The organism is Polyangium sp. 6x1 (genome assembly GCF_029946515.1).
Taxonomy (GTDB): domain Bacteria; phylum Myxococcota_A; class Polyangia; order Polyangiales; family Polyangiaceae; genus Polyangium.
On sequence record NZ_JARZHH010000004.1, the window covers coordinates 225,399 to 242,472 of the forward strand.

The 17,074-nt window shown below is 70.0% G+C and carries 11 protein-coding genes; 6 read left to right on the plus strand and 5 right to left on the minus strand.

Going from position 1 to position 17,074, the window contains the following annotated elements; translation table 11 throughout:
* Positions 1-250: 250 nt before the first annotated feature.
* The gene (locus tag QHF85_RS07165) at positions 251-787 is read right to left on the minus strand and encodes a thioredoxin family protein (protein ID WP_281326316.1); all 537 of its coding nucleotides are present in this window, start codon (positions 785-787) and stop codon (positions 251-253) included.
* A gap of 44 nt (positions 788-831) precedes the next feature.
* Positions 832-1,767, minus strand: a complete 936-nt coding sequence (locus tag QHF85_RS07170; RefSeq protein ID WP_281326317.1) for a hypothetical protein — start codon at positions 1,765-1,767, stop codon at positions 832-834.
* A 31-nt stretch (positions 1,768-1,798) separates the two neighbouring features.
* Between QHF85_RS07170 and QHF85_RS07175 the strand changes: the two genes are divergently transcribed.
* On the plus strand, positions 1,799-3,037 hold the full coding sequence (locus QHF85_RS07175; RefSeq protein ID WP_281326318.1) for an aminotransferase class V-fold PLP-dependent enzyme: 1,239 nt from the start codon (positions 1,799-1,801) through the stop codon (positions 3,035-3,037).
* Positions 3,038-3,055: 18 nt separating this feature from the next.
* On the opposite strand, the gene QHF85_RS07180 is transcribed toward QHF85_RS07175, so the two are convergent.
* Positions 3,056-5,767: a hypothetical protein gene (locus QHF85_RS07180; RefSeq protein ID WP_281326319.1), complete on the minus strand. Its 2,712-nt coding sequence runs from the start codon at positions 5,765-5,767 to the stop codon at positions 3,056-3,058.
* A gap of 130 nt (positions 5,768-5,897) precedes the next feature.
* Positions 5,898-7,634 carry an ATP-binding protein gene (locus tag QHF85_RS07185; protein WP_281326320.1) on the minus strand — a complete coding sequence of 579 codons (1,737 nt, stop codon included), beginning with the start codon at positions 7,632-7,634 and terminating at the stop codon, positions 5,898-5,900.
* Between the two features lie 554 nt (positions 7,635-8,188).
* Between QHF85_RS07185 and QHF85_RS07190 the strand changes: the two genes are divergently transcribed.
* The 3 genes from QHF85_RS07190 to QHF85_RS07200 all read left to right on the plus strand — a co-directional run bounded on the left by QHF85_RS07190 (position 8,189) and on the right by QHF85_RS07200 (position 12,089).
* A complete protein-coding gene (locus QHF85_RS07190; RefSeq protein WP_281326321.1) occupies positions 8,189-10,543 on the plus strand; it encodes a methyl-accepting chemotaxis protein in 2,355 nt (784 codons plus the stop codon).
* A gap of 46 nt (positions 10,544-10,589) precedes the next feature.
* A complete protein-coding gene (locus tag QHF85_RS07195; protein ID WP_281326322.1) occupies positions 10,590-11,558 on the plus strand; it encodes an FHA domain-containing protein in 969 nt (322 codons plus the stop codon).
* A 69-nt stretch (positions 11,559-11,627) separates the two neighbouring features.
* Entirely contained in the window at positions 11,628-12,089 is a 462-nt protein-coding gene (locus tag QHF85_RS07200) for a hypothetical protein (protein ID WP_281326323.1), read from the plus strand.
* On the opposite strand, the gene rnr is transcribed toward QHF85_RS07200, so the two are convergent.
* Positions 12,086-14,431 (minus strand): ribonuclease R, encoded by a 2,346-nt coding sequence (rnr, locus tag QHF85_RS07205; RefSeq protein WP_281326324.1) that lies wholly within the window; start codon positions 14,429-14,431, stop codon positions 12,086-12,088. The genes QHF85_RS07200 and rnr overlap by 4 nt on opposite strands.
* A gap of 177 nt (positions 14,432-14,608) precedes the next feature.
* On the opposite strand from rnr, the gene QHF85_RS07210 reads away from it, so the two are divergent.
* Both QHF85_RS07210 and add read left to right on the plus strand, forming a co-directional pair.
* Complete coding sequence (locus QHF85_RS07210) at positions 14,609-15,778, plus strand: vitamin K epoxide reductase family protein (RefSeq protein WP_281326325.1); 1,170 nt, start codon at positions 14,609-14,611, stop codon at positions 15,776-15,778.
* Positions 15,779-15,838: 60 nt separating this feature from the next.
* The gene (gene add / locus QHF85_RS07215; RefSeq protein ID WP_281326326.1) at positions 15,839-17,071 is read left to right on the plus strand and encodes an adenosine deaminase; all 1,233 of its coding nucleotides are present in this window, start codon (positions 15,839-15,841) and stop codon (positions 17,069-17,071) included.
* Positions 17,072-17,074: the final 3 nt, after the last annotated feature.

Genomic DNA, 17,074 nt, shown 5'->3' on the forward strand with positions numbered 1-17,074 from the left:
AACCGCCTCGGCGACCGGTAGACACGCGTAAAACGCGAGCGAACACGCGCGTCTTCCCAAAGATCTCGATGATGCGGCGCGTGCAAACGATGACGCGCCGGCGGCCTTTGATGTGATCGTTATGATCGGTTCGGCCGAACCATCACCCTCGACGCGAAGCGGGTTTCGTTCGAGACGCGAGGGGTGCGAAAAGAACGTAGCAGTCGGCCCGGCGTTCGGAGCTTGTCCGGGCTCGCGAATGGCAAGCGGCTCAGCCGGTAGGGCCGGACGAGGTGCGCGGCAAGATGCGGCGGAGCCGCGTCGCAATCTCCATGACGGCCGCCTCGCCCTTGACCGAGCCCTCGATGCGCCGATCCGAGGCGGTGCCGTCATCGTTTGGCGCGACAAATAAGGGGATGAGCCGCGACGTGTAACCAGCGACGGCGAGCCGCTCGGCGTCGCGATCGAGGTCGAACTCCAGGATCCGCAGGCGAGGAAAGATGTCGTCGAGCTCCCCCTTCTCGGCCGCGTGATGGAACCTCTGGCAGGGCTCGCACCACGTCGCGCCCACATAGACGAGCAGATCCCGTCCGTCCTTGCGAGCACGCTCGATCTCGCGCCGCACGGTCGTCGCGACGTCCTCCCCCTCGGTCGCCCGGACCCACTCGACACGTCCTTTCGACGCGGCGGATGCAGCCGGCTTGGGCTCGGGCGTGGGGGTTTGGTCGTTCGAACATCCAGCGGCGCCCACGATCGCGGCCACGGAGAACAATAACGCCAAAGATTTCCACTTCGATGCGGCCTTCATCTCGCGCAATGTACCACGCGAAAAACGAACGAAGACGCGGGTATTCAACGCAGGAGCGAGACCGTGACCGGGGATTTTCGGATCCCCGCGAGCGCGAGGGTGGCGTTCCGGAGGAGGCGCTCGTTCGGCTCGAAGCGGAAGTGGAGGACGGCAGAGCCGCCACGCACGTCGAGATCAGGGATGTCGTAGGCCGCGACGCCGAGGAGCGCCTTGCGCACCGAGGGGCCGAGCAGGCGCTTTGCGACGTCAGGCTCGGCCTCGATGAGGAACGAATCATCAAAACGTTCGTCCCCGAGCTCCACGTCGCGCACGAGGCCGATCGCCTTGCCGAGTCCATGCAAAAGCGTCTGGGGTCGAATCCGCAATGGCGGTGTTCCAGCGGCGACGGAGGTCGCGACGAAGACGTGGACCTCGGCCGGCTGCTCGTTCGGAGCGAAGGCGATCTGGGTGAGGACCGAGAAGGGCGCGTCGTGCGCGCGGAAGCGAGCGCGGAAGGCGTATGCGGCCTGCTTTTCGACCTCGGCGTGCTTGTCGAGAGCGAGCGCGGCCTGGTGGAGCCCACGCTCGGCGGCGTCGAAGGTCTCGATGACGATGTCGCCGATGAAGAGGTCGATCAGGGGGCGGAGCCGGCCCGAGAGCTGCGGATCGGGCGCGTCGTCGGGGAGCGCGCGTTGTTCGTCCTCGAGGTCGGGCGCGAGCTCGATCGCGCGGTCGAGGGCGTCGCGATACGCGAGGAGCCTGGCCTCGGCGGCGAGGAGCTCGGCCTCGGTGCTGGCCGGCAAGCGCGCGTGGGCGCGGCCCTCGAGGAGCGCTTCGGCGAGCGGGCGAGGGAGGTGATCGACGAGCGCGTCGGTGAGCGTGGCCTCGCGCTCTTCGACTTCGCGCGCGAGGTCCTGCACACGGGCGCGCAAGCCCTGCAGCGGATCCCGATAAGCGCCGTCGTTGCCGCGCACGTCGACCCGCGAGCGTAGCCTTGCCACGAGGCCTTGGGGAGGGGCATCCTTTCGGCCCATGGGCCGCGGCGACGACGTCAAATTCACGGCAAAGCTCGGCGATCGGGAGCATTTCCCGGATCTCGAGCCGCTCGTCTATTGCAACCACGCGGCGATCTCGCCGCCGTCCTGGCCCGTGCGCCGCGCGATGCAAAACGCGATCGCGGACTGGGGGCGGCGCGGGGCGCAGGCCTTCGGGACCTACGGGGCACAAAGGGGACAGCTGCGCGAGAAGCTCGCGCGGCTCGTGGGCGCGTCGGCCGAGGAGATCGCGTTCGTGCCGAACACGTCGGCGGGCGTGACGGCGATCGCGCTGTCGTTTCCGTGGAAGCGCGGCGATCGGGTGATCCTGTTCGACGGGGAGTTCCCGGCGAACGTGACGCCGTGGATGCGCGCGGCGGAGCTGTTCGACGTCACGCCGGTGTTCCTGCCGCTGTCGGATTTCCAGGAGAGCGACGAGCGAGGGCTCGGTCGGCTGGCGGAGGAGCTCGCGAAGGGCGCGCGGCTCGTGGCGGTGAGCGCTGTGCAGTTCCGGTCGGGGCTGCGGATGCCGCTCGGGGAGATGGCGCGGCTCTGCCACGCGCACGGGGCGGAGCTCTTCGTCGACGGGATCCAGGCGACGGGCGCGGTGCCGGTGGACGTGCGCGCGCTCGAGATCGATTACTGGGCCTCGGGCGGGCACAAGTGGCTGATGGGCCCCGAAGGGACGGGGATGCTCTACGTGCGGAAGGAGCGCGTGGAGGCGCTGCGACCACACGTCGCCGGATGGTTGAGCCACGAGGACGCGGTGCGCTTCCTGATCGAAGGGCCGGGGCACATGCGGTACGACCGGCCGCTCAAGAAGCGCGCGGACGTGTTCGAGGTCGGATGCATCAACGCGATCGGGCTCGTGGGGCTCGAAGCCGCCGTGGACCTCGTGGCCGAGCTCGGCGTGGAGACGATCCACGCGCACGTGGTGCGCTGGGGCGACGCGGTGGAGGCGGGCCTCGTGGAGCGAGGTTTTACGAGCCTACGCGCGGCCGAGGCGAGCCGGCGGAGCGGGATCCTCGCGGTGCTGCCGCCAAAGGACATCGACGTGGTGGCGCTCCACCGCGCGCTGCTCGGCCGCGGGATCAGCACGGCGATCCCGGACGGCGTCCTGCGGTTCAGCCCGCACTGGCCGAACAACGTGGACGAGGCGGAGCAGGTGCTCCTGTCGATGGAGGACGCGCTCGCCGAGCTGCGAGGCGCGCCGCGGCAGCGCTCGGATGATTGGTAGTCGAACGATCGTCGGGAGCTAGGGCCAGCCGATCGTCATGAACCGGACGCGGCCGGTGCCGCCGATGGCGTCGTCGCCAAAGAAGAGCGAGGTGCCCTCGCGACCGGCGAACGAGGGAGAGACGTCCGCGTTGGCGCCACCCGTGAGCGTGGCGAGGGCCTTGAGCGGCCCGGGGGGCGCGCCGGGCGAGAGCTCGAACGCGTCGAGGAACATGCCCTCGAGGCGCGCGGACGTGAGGACACCGCGGCACTTCGAGGGGCCGCACGCGAGGGCGACGGAGGTGACGGCGCTCTGCTCCTCGCCATGGACCGTGCGCAGGGGGCCGGCCAGGGCGCCGCGTTCGTCGAGGATCGCGATGCGCGCGCTCGCCGCCGATTCCTCGCCCTTGTCGGAGGCGGCTTCCTCGATCCAGGTGACGATCACACGATCGCCGGCGAGCGTCACCGAGGGCGAGCGCGAGTGCGCGGGAGACGCGTAGAGGCGCGTCTCGGGGCCGACCTTCTGGAGCGTGCGCGTGTCGAGGCGGACGACGTGGATGTCGCCGGCGCCCTCGTCGGGGTTGCTCCGCGCGTCGGACCACACGAGGAACGTCTCCTTGCCGCGCACCGCGATCTGCACCTCGGTCGAGTCGCCGGGCGCCTCGGTGATGCGTCGGTCCTGGACGACCTTGCGCAGCGTGCGATCGACGCGCGCGGCGTAGACCTCGGCGTTGCCGTCGCGCGTGTCGACCCACGCGACGATGAAGCCGTCGTCGGTGCTCTTGCCCGGATCGGAGGGAGGCGCGTACGCGACGGCGACATCCGAGACCTCGCTCGGGACGCCGTCCTTGCTCGGCTTGCGCGCGATCGTCGTGAGCGGCTTTTGCGCGATCTTTTCGCCCTCGGGCCCGAGCTTGGCGATCTGGACCTGGGCCTCGTTCTTGTCTCGCGAGGCCCAGACGAGCGCGCTCTCCTCGGTCTTGCCGCCCGGCGCGGAGGCGATCGCGACGCCGCCGATCGAGAGCGCGCGGCGGGAGAGGATCTGGGTTTTTCCGGGAACGCCGGCCGCGGAGACGGGGCGCACGCCCACCGTGGCGAGCTGCTCGTCTTTGCGCGCAGGTTTGCCGCCGTCGCGGTCGCCAGAGCCTTCGAGGTAGTAGGTGACCCACGCGGCGAGCGCGCCGCCGGAGGGGCGCTCGGTCGCGGCCACGCGGGCGAGGTGCTCGCCGTCGTAGAGGGCCGTGACGCTGAGCGGGCGCGGCGGGGTCTCCTCGGGATCCCGCGAGGCCGGCGCGCGCCAAGGGCTCTGCCGCACGGGCAAGCCGACCGCCGCGAGCGTCGCGGGCGAGCCCTCGCTCGCCGCGAGCGTGGTGCAAGCGCCTGCCTGGCAGGACAAACTTCGCGTGAGGTAGGGGATGCCCTCGGTGGTCGCGAAGGCCTCGGCGCGCACGGGCTCCGCGGCGCGGACCTGGAGGTCGGGGCCGAAGCGCACGAACGTGGGCCAGATCGGCGCGTCCTTGGGCAGAGGGCCCGCGCCGTTCGACATGGGCGCGAGCGTGAGCGCGGCGAAGCCGTCGCCGTCGGCGGTGATGTCGGGCGGGCCGTTCGCGCTGAAGACGAGCGTCGCGCGCTCGGCGCCGAGCTTGCCGTCGGCATCCATCGTCGCGAGGCGGATGAGGCGCCCTTCGCGCGGCGATCGCAGGAGATCTTCCCACGCGAGCAGGGCGCGTTTGCCCGCGCCCGCGCCCGAGACGATCGAGACGAGGGCTTGTTCGCCGATGGGCACGGTCGCGCGCTTCGGGGGCGTGACGATGGTGCCGCCGGGCTCGACCGCGGCGATGTACACGCTGGAGTCGATGTTGCGCACGTCGGTCCAGCCGATGAGCGTGCGCCCGCCCGCGCGGCCCGCGACGATGTCGGTCTGCGCCGTCGCCTCCGGGTTCACGACGACGGGCGTCGAGACCTTCCCCGCGAGATCGACGTCGGCGTAGAGCACGCGGCCGACCCAGCCTTGTTTGGTCTCGTTTTGCGCGCCGCCCGCGGGCGCGACCACGGTGACGATCGCGGCGCCGCGCTCGGTCGCGACGAGATCCCAGCCGAGGACCTCGTGCGCGAGCGTGACCGCGGGGGAAGGGGTTTTTCCTGGCGTCACCGGCGCCGCCAGAACGTCGAAGTGATCGTCGCGAGGCATCTCCCAGACGACGAGCGCCGAGGTCGGGCCCGGGACGATCTGGACCCAGCTCACCTCGTCGGCCGACTGCGCGAGCGTGATGGGCGCGCCGCGCGCGGCCCCCGTCGCGTCGAGGGACAGGACCTTCACCGCGGCGTTGTTCTTGATGCCCTCGACCCACGCCGCGAGGTAGCCATCGCCCACGGCCTCGACCGTGGCGACGGGCATCTCGGCCGCGGCGGGACCGACGTCGATGGGCTCGGCCGTCCTGGGCTTCCCTTCCGGACCGCAGAGGCGCGTGTAGAGCCGGCCGCGCGCGTCGTAGAAGACGAGCATGTCCTCGCCGCGCCGCGCGACGTACGGCGCCGCGTTCTCGCTGTCGAGCCGCGCGATGACGTACGAGGGCAAGAGCGCCGGGCCCGCGACCGTGGCGGCGGGCTTGGGGTTTGCCGAGGGACGGAGCGTGGGCTTCGGGCGCGACGTGCGCGGCTGTTTCGGAGGCGCGCCGCCGCAACCCGGCGCGAGCGACGAGAGAGCCACGAGCGAGAGGGCGAACGCAACGCGTGCCGTCGAACTTCGCATGGCCGGACCATGCCAGAGGCGATCGACGCTCGCCAGCGCAGAGGCCCCTCGAGCGCCGAACCGCTCGGCGCTCTGCGAGAGGACGAAGCGATCGCGCCTCGGGGGGAATCGTTGGGGCTTTGTCCGGGTTCTAGGCGCCTTTGTCCGGCCCGCGGAGCGTGGTGTCGACGGCCGGCGGTTTGTCGAGCAGGGGCGGGCCGGACACGGGCAGCCAGAATTCGAACACCGCGCCGCCCTTCTTCGCCTCGCGATACGCGATTTCTCCGCCGTGCTCGAACACGATGCGCTGGACGATCGCCAGGCCGAGGCCGGTGCCTTTCTCCTTGGTCGTCGCGTACGCCTCGAACAGCCGCGGCACCATCTCGGCAGGTACGCCCGGGCCGTTGTCGCGCACGACGATGCGGACCTTGTTGTCCGGCAGCGGCCCGAGCGTCACGAGCACACGCGGGTCGGGACGCACGGCGCTCGCTGCGTCGAGGCCGTTCTGGATCAGGTTCGTCAGCACCTGCACCATCTGATCGCGATCGGCCATCACCTTCGGGATCGGCTCGGACGAGAGCTCGACCCGACGCGTGCCCGTGCGCTCGACGCCTTCGCCCGCCGAGACGTGCAGCGTGACCACGCCCTTCGCCACGGAGACGAGATCGAGCGGCTCGGGGTTCGGCGGCGGGAGGCGCGCGAAGCGCGTGAACTCGGTGACGATGTTCGCGATCCGGTGGACCTCTTGCAGCACCGTGACCGTCGCCTCCTCGAAGTACTCGTCGAAGGCGGGATCTTCACGGGCGCGGAGCCTTCGAAGCGTCTCGACGGCGGCGCGGATCGGGGCGAGCGGGTTCTTGATCTCGTGCGCGATCTGCCGCGCGACCTCGCGCTGCGCGGCGATCCTCTCCGTCGCGGCGAGGCGCCTGCGGATCGCGGCGAGCTCGGCGATCGTGCGGTTCCACGCGTCGGCGAGATCGGAGAGCTCGCGGCCGCCGCGCCCCTTCACCGTGCGCGGCGCGCCGGCCACGACCTCGCGCGTCTCGCGGGCGAGCTCGACGAGCGGGCGCGAGAGGCTCCGCGCGAGGACAAACGCGATGGCGAGGCCGAGCACGAGCGCGACCGAGCCGGCGAAGAGCATCGCGCGATCGAGCTTCGCGAGCGCGGCGTGGAGCTTGTCGCGCGTGGCGATCGCCACGACGCGCAGGCCCGGGACCTCGGCGACGTCGATCGGCCGGACGACCGCGCTGCCTGCCATCTTCGCGCGATCGGGCCCCTCGACGCGGAGCTCGACGCCGTGCGAGGCGCCGATGCGCTCGAGGATCTTGCCGACGCGGCGCGCGCCGACGAGGCCGACCTCGACGCCGCCGCCCGAGCGCGCGCAGTGCACTTCGAGGGAAGCCTCGCCGCCCTTCGGATCGGGCCGCAGCCGCGGCGCGCCGCCCGTCGGCGATCGCAAGAGCTTCGCGAGCTCGGGGGCCTTCGTGCCCGTGAGCGCGACGTCCGAGGCGGCCAGGATCAAGCCCTTGTCGGTGACGAGCACGAGGTCGTCGAGCCCGAGCGCGCGCGCCTGATCGGGGACGAAGTGTCGCATCGAGATGCGCGCGCCCGACTCGATCGCGGCCTCGTCGCCGCGCGCCTTTTCGAGCAAGAGGTGCGCTTTGTCCACGAACGTATCGTGCGCGCAGAGCGGACCGAGCAGGCCTTCGAGCGCGCGCGCCTCCCGCGCGAGCTCGCGACGAACGCCCACCGCGGCGGCCTCGATCCGGTCCTCGAAGTCGCTCTCGATGATCTGACGCGAGGCGTCGCGCAGCGACAGACCCACGAGCGCCGCGGCAAAGATGGCGACGAGGCCGAAGGCGAGGAGCAACCGGGCAGCGAGGGTCACGGGCGAAGAAGCCTCGAAGGGCCCGCATCATAGGCGCACGCGCGCCTCCGCGCCGCAACGTCCCTCGATGAGGCGCGCCGCCCGCGCCACTGAAAAATTCTCCGCCGGTGTCGTAGGGTGGCCCGGCCCGCCGTCGTCCACGCTGTTCGGGGTTCCGAACATCAGCGCATGGAGGCTCTTCCATGAGGGGATTCGTCGGCTTGCTGGTTCTTTCGGGGATGCTTGTGGGGTGCGGCACGTTCGTCGGCTCGAACGACGGTGTTCCTACCCGCAGAGCTCCGCATCATCGGGGCTACGACAAGCCCTTCGGGACGTCGCCGGACTACAGCTCGCCCCCGAGAAAGGCCGCGGGGGAGGGGGAATCTCGGCGGACGGGGGCCGAGGGGGCCGCGCAGCCGGGCGGGTCCTAGGCCTCGATCGCGAGGAAATGATCCCTCTCCTTGCACCCGAGGCCCTGGCGCTCTTAACCTCGGCGAGCGTTCGCGTGTCGGCTCGCGCCTGCCCCTCGGCCGGAGCGTCGCCCGACGCGCGCCACCCGCAAGCCGCGTCAGACCATGAACTCAAGGCAGCTCGGCCCCCCCGCCGTCGTCCTCGTCGCCGCCGTCCTCTTCGGCATCGGATCCAAGTCCTTCCTCAAGGACTTCACGTCCGAGCTCTTCTACCTGATAGGCCTCAGCGCCGCGGTCGCGATGTTCATCGCAAGCGCGTCCCAGGGCGCGAACGTCAAGCTCGGCGGGCTCGTCGACGCGCTGAAAGCCGCGGCCCGCGGCAAGAAGCCAGCGTTGCCCGAAGGCGTGACGGGCGAGCTCGCGGACGTCTACGAGGAGATCCAGCGGCTCTCGAAGAAGACCGCGGACCTCAACGAAGAAGTCGCGAAGCTCGAGCAGAACGCAGGCACGAGCAGCGTGAACGTCGACGAGGTGATCGACGCCCTCGGTCGCGCCTCCTCCGGCGAGCGCGTGCGCGCGCCGGCAGGCACGAAGCCCGACATGGCGCGCATCTACGCGGAGCTTTCGGGCGTCGCCGAGGTGGTCCGCGACGCGACGAAGGACGCGGACAAGAAGGTCCAGCTCGCCGAGGAGCGCGCGAGCGCCGCCGAGCAACGCGCAGGCAGCGCCGAGCAGCGGCTCCAGTCGCTCGAGGCGCGGATCTCGGGCGCCGAGCAGCGCGCGATCGTCGCCGAACAAGGGCTCGCCGGCGCCGAGCAGCGCGCGCAGACCGCGGAGCAACGCGAGGCCCAGCGCAAGGGTGAGCTCGCCGAGACGCTCGCGAACGTCGAGGCCGACGTCATCGATGCGGTCCAGCGCGTCGCCGAGGGCGAGCGTGTCCGTCCGCCGCCCGGCGCGAAGCCGGAGGTGGCCCGCATCTTCATGGAGCTCTCCTCGATCGGCGAGCGCCTCACGCAGGCCGAGCAGCGCGAGCAGAAGCGCCGCGCCGAGCTCGCCGAGGCGATGCAGATCCTCGAAGGCGAGATCGTCAACGCCGTGCAGCGCGCCGGCGAGGGCGAGCGTGTCCGCGCGCCCGTGGGCGCGAAGCCCGAGGTCGCGCGGATCTACATGGAGCTCGCGTCGATCGGCGAGCGCCTCAGCGGCTCGGAGCAACGCGAGCAGAAGCGGCGCGCGGAGCTCGGCGAGGCGCTCGGCGTCATCGACGAGTACCTGCCCCGGCTCGGCGACGGCCTCGGCACCGTGCTCACCTCGGCCGAGCAGGCGACGGCGCACGCGCGCGACATCAACGCCTCGCTGTCGACCTTCTCGCAGTCGATCGAGATGCTCGCGACGAGCGCAGAGGAGTCCTCTTCGAGCATCCTGGAGATGACGGCGACGAGCGACGAGGTCGCCGAGAACGTCGGTGAGCTCGCGGCGAGTGTGCGCGAGACGGTCTCCTCGATCGAGGAGATGGCCTACTCGATCCGCGAGGTCGCGAAGAACGTCGACGGCCTCTCGCTGACCGCGGAAGAGACGAGCTCCTCGATGAACCAGATGGACGTGTCCATCGATCAGGTTCAGTCGAACGCGAACGAGACGGCGCGTCTGTCCGAGGAGGTCGCCATGGACGCCGAGAAGGGCGCCGAGGCGATCCTGAAGACGATCAGCGAGATCTACCGCATCAAGGAGTCGAGCCAGGAGGCCGTGAGCGTCATCTCGAACCTCGGCTTCCGCATCGAGGCGATCGGCCAGATCCTCGCGGTCATCGACGACGTCGCCGAGCAGACGAACCTGCTCGCGCTGAACGCCGCAATCCTCTCCGCCCAGGCCGGCGAGCACGGCAAAGGCTTCGCCGTCGTCGCCGACGAGATCAAAGAGCTCGCCGATCGCGCGGGCGGCAGCACGAAGGAGATCGCGGACCTCATCAAGACGATCCAGGCCGAGTCGAAGAACGCGATCGCCGCCGTCGAGCGCGGCGCGCACAACGTCGACCGCGGCGTCGAGGTCTCGAACGAAGCCGAGCGCGCGCTGAAGAAGATTCTCGACAGCTCGCAGAAGAGCACGAACATGGTGCGCGCCATCGCGCGCGCCACGGTCGAGCAGGCCAAGGGCTCGAAGCAGGTCACCGACGCGATCGGCCGCATCGCCGAGACCGTGCAGCAGATCGCCGCGGCCACGGCCGAGCAGGCGCGTGGCTCGGAGCTCATCATGAAGAGCGCCGAGAAGATGCGCACGATCACGCAACACGTGGAGCGCTCGAGCCAGGAGCAGGCCCGCGGCGGCCGGCAGATGACGAGCTCGATCGAGCAGATCTCCGCGATGGTGAACAACCTGAACGCGTCGCAGCGCAACCAGAACCGCGGCTTCGAACAGCTGCTCGACGCCTCCAAGAAGATCGAGGAGGCGGCGCGTATCCAGGAGCAGACGATGCGCCAGCTCGGCAACGCCGTGGAGCGCGTGCGCCGGAGCATCGGCGCCTGAAGGCGCGCGCGGCGAAGCATCTCGCCGCGCGTTCGCCCGAGGTTTCATGGCACTCACGATCACGGTGCGGGCGGAGGCAACGGGCGACGAGCTCTCGCTCACCTTCGACATGCCGCGCGTGTTCATCGGCCGCGGCGAAGGCTCCGATCTCCGCCTCCCCGACCCCAGCGTCAGCCTCCGTCACGCCTCGATCCGCCAGCGCGGCCACGAGTACGTGATCATCGACGAAGGCAGCACGAACGGCACGGCCCTCGGCTCCGTGCTCTTGCCGCCGCAATCGCCGCGCGTCCTCCGATCCGGAGAGCTCTTTCGCCTCGGCCGCGTGTGGCTCGAAGTGAAGATCGATCCGCTCGCGACCGCGCGCGCGACACCCGCGACGACCAAAGCCCTCGCGCTCGACCTCGTCACGCGTGGGCTCGCCACGCAGGGCGAGGACGCAGGTCCAAAGCTCGTCGTCGTGTCGGGGCCCGACGAAGGCAAGACGCTCGCGCTCACCGACGCGGCGAGGCGTTACGTGCTCGGACGCGCGCGCGAGGTGGACCTCCCGCTCGACGATCCGGAGACCGCGTTCCGGCACGTGGAGATCGGCCTCAAGGGCGAGCACCTGCTCGTGCGGGACCTCGGCTCGAAGGCCGCGCTGCTCGAAGGCGCGGCGCTCGGCCCGACCGACGTCGCCTGGCGTAGCGGACAAACCCTCGCCATGGGCCGCAACACGCTGGTGTTCGAGTATCCCGCGGCCGAAGCGCTGGCGGAGCTGTCGCGGTGCGCGGACGAGCCGATGCGCCCCGAGGACGCGCCCCCGCCGCCCGTCGCCGAGGACGAGACGCCCTCCACGACGGCTGCGCCGGAGCCGACGCCCGTGGAGGACGACGCCTCGCGCCCGCTTCGGCCTCAGCGAGCGGCCACGCCGGCTCCCGAGTCTGGTTGGAGCCTCACCGATGGTCTGGTGTTCGTCTTTGGGGCCTTTGTGCTCGTCCTCAGCGTCGTCGGCTTCTTCTGGTTGATCCGGCGTTAGGTCCTTGACGCCGCGCCTCCGTCCGGGCGGGATCAAAATCGAGAGAGACCGTACGGAACGGAGGTTTTGATGCGAGCGGTTTGGATGAGCCCGAGTGAGCGGGTTTGCAGCCCCGAGGAGCTCCGGGCCGAGGGGATCATCACCGAGGCATTTGATCCGCGGTCGATGCAGCCGCTCCTCGATCGCATTCGCGCCGACCGTGGTTTCACCAAGCACGACGACGTCCGGCTCAGCGTGGCGAACCCGCGCGACGAGGCGACGATTGCCCGCGAGATCGACGAGCATTTGCACCTGATCGCCGAGGTGCGGCTCTTTCTCGAAGGCGAGGGCGTGTATGACGTCCGCGCGGCCGACGAGCGCTGGATGCGGATCTGGGTCGCCCCGGGCGACGCGCTCGTGATCCCGGAGAAGCGTTATCACCGCTTCCTGCCGAGCGCGAACGTGCTGCTTCGTTATGTGCAGCCGTACGCGGAGCGCGGCGGCCTCACGCCGCTCTATCGAGCCTCAAGCGAGGATACCCGCGCCGGCTAGTGCCGCGTCTTCTTCGTCTTCTTCACGACCTTTTTCGTCTTGGTCTTTTTTGATCCGTCCGTGCCCCCGCGCGTGGCGCGACCTTTCGTCGACACCTTCGCCGCCTGACCTCCAGCACGTTTGTCCGGGCCCATCGTGGACGCTTTGCGACGGACCTTGCGCCGCCTCTCCTCGGGCACGCCCTCTTCGTCCACCGCGATCACGCGCCTGCCGTAGATCGAGCGGCGCAGCACGGCGACGTCCTCGATTTGCACGAGCATCGTGTCGCCGAGCTTGATCTGCTCGCCGCTGCGCACGCCCGTCACGTAAAGGCCGGTCTCGTCGACCTCGTAGCCGTCGGGGCCGAGGGCATCGAGGCGCACGAGCACGTCCACGAACGGATTGTCGATCGCCACGAAGAGGCCCGTGCCCACGACGGCCGTCACCGTGCCCTCGAAGATCTCGCCGATGTGCGAGCGCATGTAGAGCGCCCGATAGAGATCGACGACCTCGCGCTCGATGTCCATCCCGCGGCGCTCGCAGTCGGACGCCGTCGTCGCGGCGAGGCGTAGTTTCTCCTCGGCCTCGGGGCTCGTGTCGATGCGCTCTTTGCGCAGCAGCGCGCGCACCATGCGGTGCACGACGAGGTCCGGGTAGCGACGGATCGGCGAGGTGAAGTGCAGGTACGCGGTCGACGCGAGGCCGAAGTGGCCTCCGTTGTTCACGTCGTACACCGCTTGCTTCATCGCGCGGAGCAAGAGCGAGTGCAGCACTTGCTTCTGCGGGTGGTTCGCGATGCGCTTCAGGAACGTCGAGAGCTTCTTCGGATCCGAGGCGTCTTCGAGCTCGAAGCCCACGTCGAGCGTCTCGCACATCGTGATGAATCGCTCGAGCCGCTCGGGGTTCGGCGGCGCGTGGACGCGGAAGATCCCCGGCGTCATCCGCGTCACGATCTCTCGCGCGACCGTCTCGTTCGCGAGCAGCATGAGCTCCTCGATGAGCTCGTACGCCTTCTTCACGCCCGGATCGTGGGCGCGCTTCTCCACGTCGAGCGGCGCGCCCGTCTCCACGTCGAGCACGACCTTCGCCTCGGGCAAATCGAAGTCGAGCGCGCCGCGCCGCATGCGCCGCGCGCGGAGCTGCCGCGAGAGCTCCCACATCACGGCGAGGTCGTCGCGCATCGCCTCCGCGTCGGGGTTCGCCACCGCGTGCTTTGCGAGCCCGAGAGCGCGCGCCACGGCCGGATACGTGAGCGCCGCGCGTGAGCGCATGAAGCCTTCGAAGATGCGCGCGCCCGTCACGGCGCCCGTCGCGTCGAGATCGACCTCCACGCACAAGCAGAGGCGCGTGACGTTCGGCAGGAGCGAGCACAGGTTCGAGGAGAGCGCGCGCGGTAGCATCGGGATCGCCCGATCGGGCAGGTAGATCGAGTTGCCGCGCGTCATCGCGCTCTCGTCGAGCGCCGTCCCGGGCCGCACGTAATGCGACACGTCGGCGATCGCGATCCACGCCCGGTACGAGCCGTCCTCGTTCCGCACGACCCAGACCGCGTCGTCGTGATCACGCGCGTCCTCCGGATCGATCGTCGGCAGCGGCAGGTGCGTCAGATCCTCGCGGCCGGCGAGCGCCTCGTGCGGCACCTCGTCGCCGTACGCTTCGGCTTCCGCGATCGCCTCCGCAGGATGCGCTTCCTCGATCGCCTCGCGCACGAGCACCTTGGCGACTTCCACGTTCGGATCGCCGGGCACGCCGAGCACGGCTTCGAGCACGCCCTCCGGGTTCTCGTCGGGCATCTCGGGGAACCGCGTGATCGTGGCGACCGCGGCGAGGCCGTCTTCGAGCTTCATGCGAGGCTCGGATTTCAGGACGATCGGGCCACGCAGCCGCGAGTCGTCGGGCTCGATCCACGCGCTCCGCCCGCGCTTGCGCAGGACGCCCGCGACGCGCGTCGTCTTGCGTTTCACGACGCGCGCCACCGCGCCCTCGATGCCCCGGCGTGACGTCGTCACCACGCGGATCGCCACCGTGTCGCCGTGCAGCGCGCCGGCCATCGCCTCTTGCGGCACGAAGACGTCGTCGGGCAGGTCGAGCACCGTGACGAACCCGAAGCCGCGCGGGTTCACGTTCAGCGAACCCTCGTACTCCTTGTTCGTGCGCCGCTCCTCGCGAGCACGCGCGAGGCGGAACCGTTGGCCTGGCAAGGCGACGACGCTTCCGTCCCAGCAGAGATCGTCGAGCACGCGGCGGAGCGGCTCGTAGGCGCCCTCCGTGAGCCCGAGCCGGCTGGCGATCTCGTGGATGTGCAGCGGGCGACTGTGCTCGGCGAGCACCTCGGCGATGGTTACGCGGCCGATCGACGTCATGGTCGTTGTGCCCGGAGCCCGGACATTCCTTTCAACGCTTGGGGCTACGCTCGGACAAGCCGAGCTACGCCCCGAACCCCGCCTGTTCGCGTTTTGGGGCACGCGTTGGGCGGTTTCCTAGCATGTCCCGAACCAAGCCGGCTGCGAAAGGACGGCGCTTGTGCGAAACATGAGCCGATGCGCACGCTCCCGGTCCTCTTGCTCCGTTTGCCCCTGCTCGTCGCGATCGCCGCTTCTGCCGCGCTCGTCGTCGAGTACACGAACGCGGGCGATCCCGCGTTCTGCGGCGTGACGTCGGGCTGCTTCGCGGTGCGCATGTCCCCCTGGTCGCGCCTCTTCGGCCTCGCCCCGCTGCCGAGCCTCGGGCTCGCCGCCTACGCGCTCCTCTTCGGGCTCACCCTCGTCGCCCGCCGCAAATCCCAGCACGTGCTCGTCGCCTCGCTCGCCGTGCCCGGGGGCCTCTTCGCGGCCTTCCTCCTCTGGCTGCAAAAGACCGAGATCGGCGCGTTCTGCGCGTGGTGCGTCGCGGTCGATCTCTCCGCGATCGTCATCGCGTGTGCCTCGGTGTGGGTCGCGCTCCGCGCGTGGAAAAACGAGGGCAGCGTCCTCTTGCCGCAACGCAGGTCCGTCGTGGGCTCCTGGGTCGCGGCCGCGATGCTCGCCGTGCTCGTGCCCTTCATCTGGGGCCGGTATCCCGTCGAGCCGCCGCTTCCCGCGGCCGTCCAGGCCGAGGGCACGCCGGGCAAGATCACGATCGTCGGATTCACCGACTTCGAGTGCCCCTTCTGCCGGCGGATGCACCCCGTGCTGCACGGCGTCGCAGAGCAGTACGGCGACCGCGTGAAGCTCGTGCGCAAGATGATGCCGCTCTCGGGCCACCCGGGCGCGGAGCCCGCGGCGCTCGCCTACCTCTGCACGCCCGCGCCGAAGCGCGAGACCGTCGCGGATCAGCTCTACACGGCCGAGCCCGAGCAACTCACGCGCGAAAAACTCCCCGCGCTCGTCGCGCCGAAGGCGGGCCTCGACGTCGATGCCCTCGCGAGCTGCATGAAGGCGCCGGAGACGATGGCCGAGCTCGAGCGCGACAAAAAGCTCTTCGAGGAGCTCGGGGGTCGAGGGTTACCGTTCACGTTCGTCGGCAAGCGTGTGGTGCTCGGGTACAACCCCGAGCGCGTCGACATGGCCATGACGCAGGAGCTCGGAGGCGCGCGCCCTTCGCTGCCGCTCTGGAGCATGTTCGTCGTGCTCGGCGTGGCGTTTTTGCTCGCGGCGCTCGTGACGCTGATGACGCCGGTGGGCGACCTGGACGGAGATGCGCCGGACAAGGAGCGCTCGCCCTCCGCGTGACCCTCGCCCGGCCGGGCGGATCGGCCTCCCCTCGAGGCGCCGTCCGTGTAAGAGTTCACCATGGAGACCGATACAGCGACGGGCGGCGTAGGTACGCTGCCGCTCGAGTTCTTCCAGCAGCTTCCGAAGACGGATCTTCACGTCCATCTCGACGGCTCGCTGCGGCTCGAGACCATCATTGACCTCGCGAAAAAGCACGGCATCGAGATGCCGTCGTACGACCCGGCCGAGCTTCGGCGCGCGATGCGGCTCGGGCAAAACACGGGCTCGCTCGTCGAGTACCTGAAGGCATTCGACGTCACGCTGCGCGTCCTTCAGACCGAGGACGCGCTCTTCCGTGTCGCCTACGAGCTCGCCGAGGACGCGGCGCGCGAGAACGTCCGTTACATGGAGGTTCGTTACGCGCCGATGCTCCACACGCGGCTCGGGCTCAAGCTCACGAGCGTCGTCGAGGCGGTGCTCGCGGGCCTGCGCGCCGCCCACGACAACCTCGGCATCGAGAGCGCGGTCATCGTGTGCGGCATCCGCAACATCTCGCCGCACTCCTCGCTGGAGATGGCCGAGCTCGCGGTGGCCTACAAGAACCGCGGCGTCGTCGGCTTCGACCTCGCCGGCGCCGAGTACGACAACCCCGCCAAGCACCACAAGGCCGCCTTCCAGCTCGTCCGCGACAACAACATCAACTGCACGATCCACGCGGGCGAGGCGTACGGCCCCGAGTCGATCGCGCAGGCGATCCACGTCTGCGGCGCGCATCGCATCGGCCACGGCTGCCGCCTGCGCGAGAACGGCGACCTCCTGCATTACGTGAACGACCACCGCATCCCGCTCGAGGCCTGCCCGTCGTCGAACGTGCAGACCGGCGCGGTGCGTGATCTCGCGTCGCACCCGCTGAAGCTCTATTACAACCTCGGGCTCCGCGTCACGGTGAACACGGACAACCGGCTCGTGACGGATACGACGGTGTCGAACGAGCTTTGGCTTTGCCACACGAAGATGGGCATGTCGCTCCGGGACATCAAGACGATCCTCGTCTCGGGGTTCAAGAGCGCGTTCATGCCGTTCCACATCAAGCAGTCGTATCTGCGGCGCGTGACGGAGGAGCTCGAGCGGTTCCAGCCCGACGGCCGCATCCTGCCGGCGCGCAAGCCCGATTCGTCGCGCCACGAGCAGGAGACGTGGCTGCCGCGCGGCGTGGTGCCGCCGGTGAGCTTCGACGTCACGAAGCCCGCGACGGACGTTTCTCCGGTGCACGCCGCCGTCGAGCGCGCCATCGAGGACGGAGCGAACTAGTAT

Coding starts and splice junctions, on each gene's coding strand:
- QHF85_RS07165 (WP_281326316.1), bottom strand. CDS start 787: ATGAAGGCCGCATCGAAGTGGAAATCTTTGGCGTTATTGTTCTCCGTG.
- QHF85_RS07175 (WP_281326318.1), top strand. CDS start 1,799: ATGGGCCGCGGCGACGACGTCAAATTCACGGCAAAGCTCGGCGATCGG.
- QHF85_RS07180 (WP_281326319.1), bottom strand. CDS start 5,767: ATGCGAAGTTCGACGGCACGCGTTGCGTTCGCCCTCTCGCTCGTGGCT.
- QHF85_RS07190 (WP_281326321.1), top strand. CDS start 8,189: ATGAACTCAAGGCAGCTCGGCCCCCCCGCCGTCGTCCTCGTCGCCGCC.
- QHF85_RS07195 (WP_281326322.1), top strand. CDS start 10,590: ATGGCACTCACGATCACGGTGCGGGCGGAGGCAACGGGCGACGAGCTC.
- QHF85_RS07200 (WP_281326323.1), top strand. CDS start 11,628: ATGCGAGCGGTTTGGATGAGCCCGAGTGAGCGGGTTTGCAGCCCCGAG.
- rnr (WP_281326324.1), bottom strand. CDS start 14,431: ATGACGTCGATCGGCCGCGTAACCATCGCCGAGGTGCTCGCCGAGCAC.
- QHF85_RS07210 (WP_281326325.1), top strand. CDS start 14,609: ATGCGCACGCTCCCGGTCCTCTTGCTCCGTTTGCCCCTGCTCGTCGCG.
- add (WP_281326326.1), top strand. CDS start 15,839: ATGGAGACCGATACAGCGACGGGCGGCGTAGGTACGCTGCCGCTCGAG.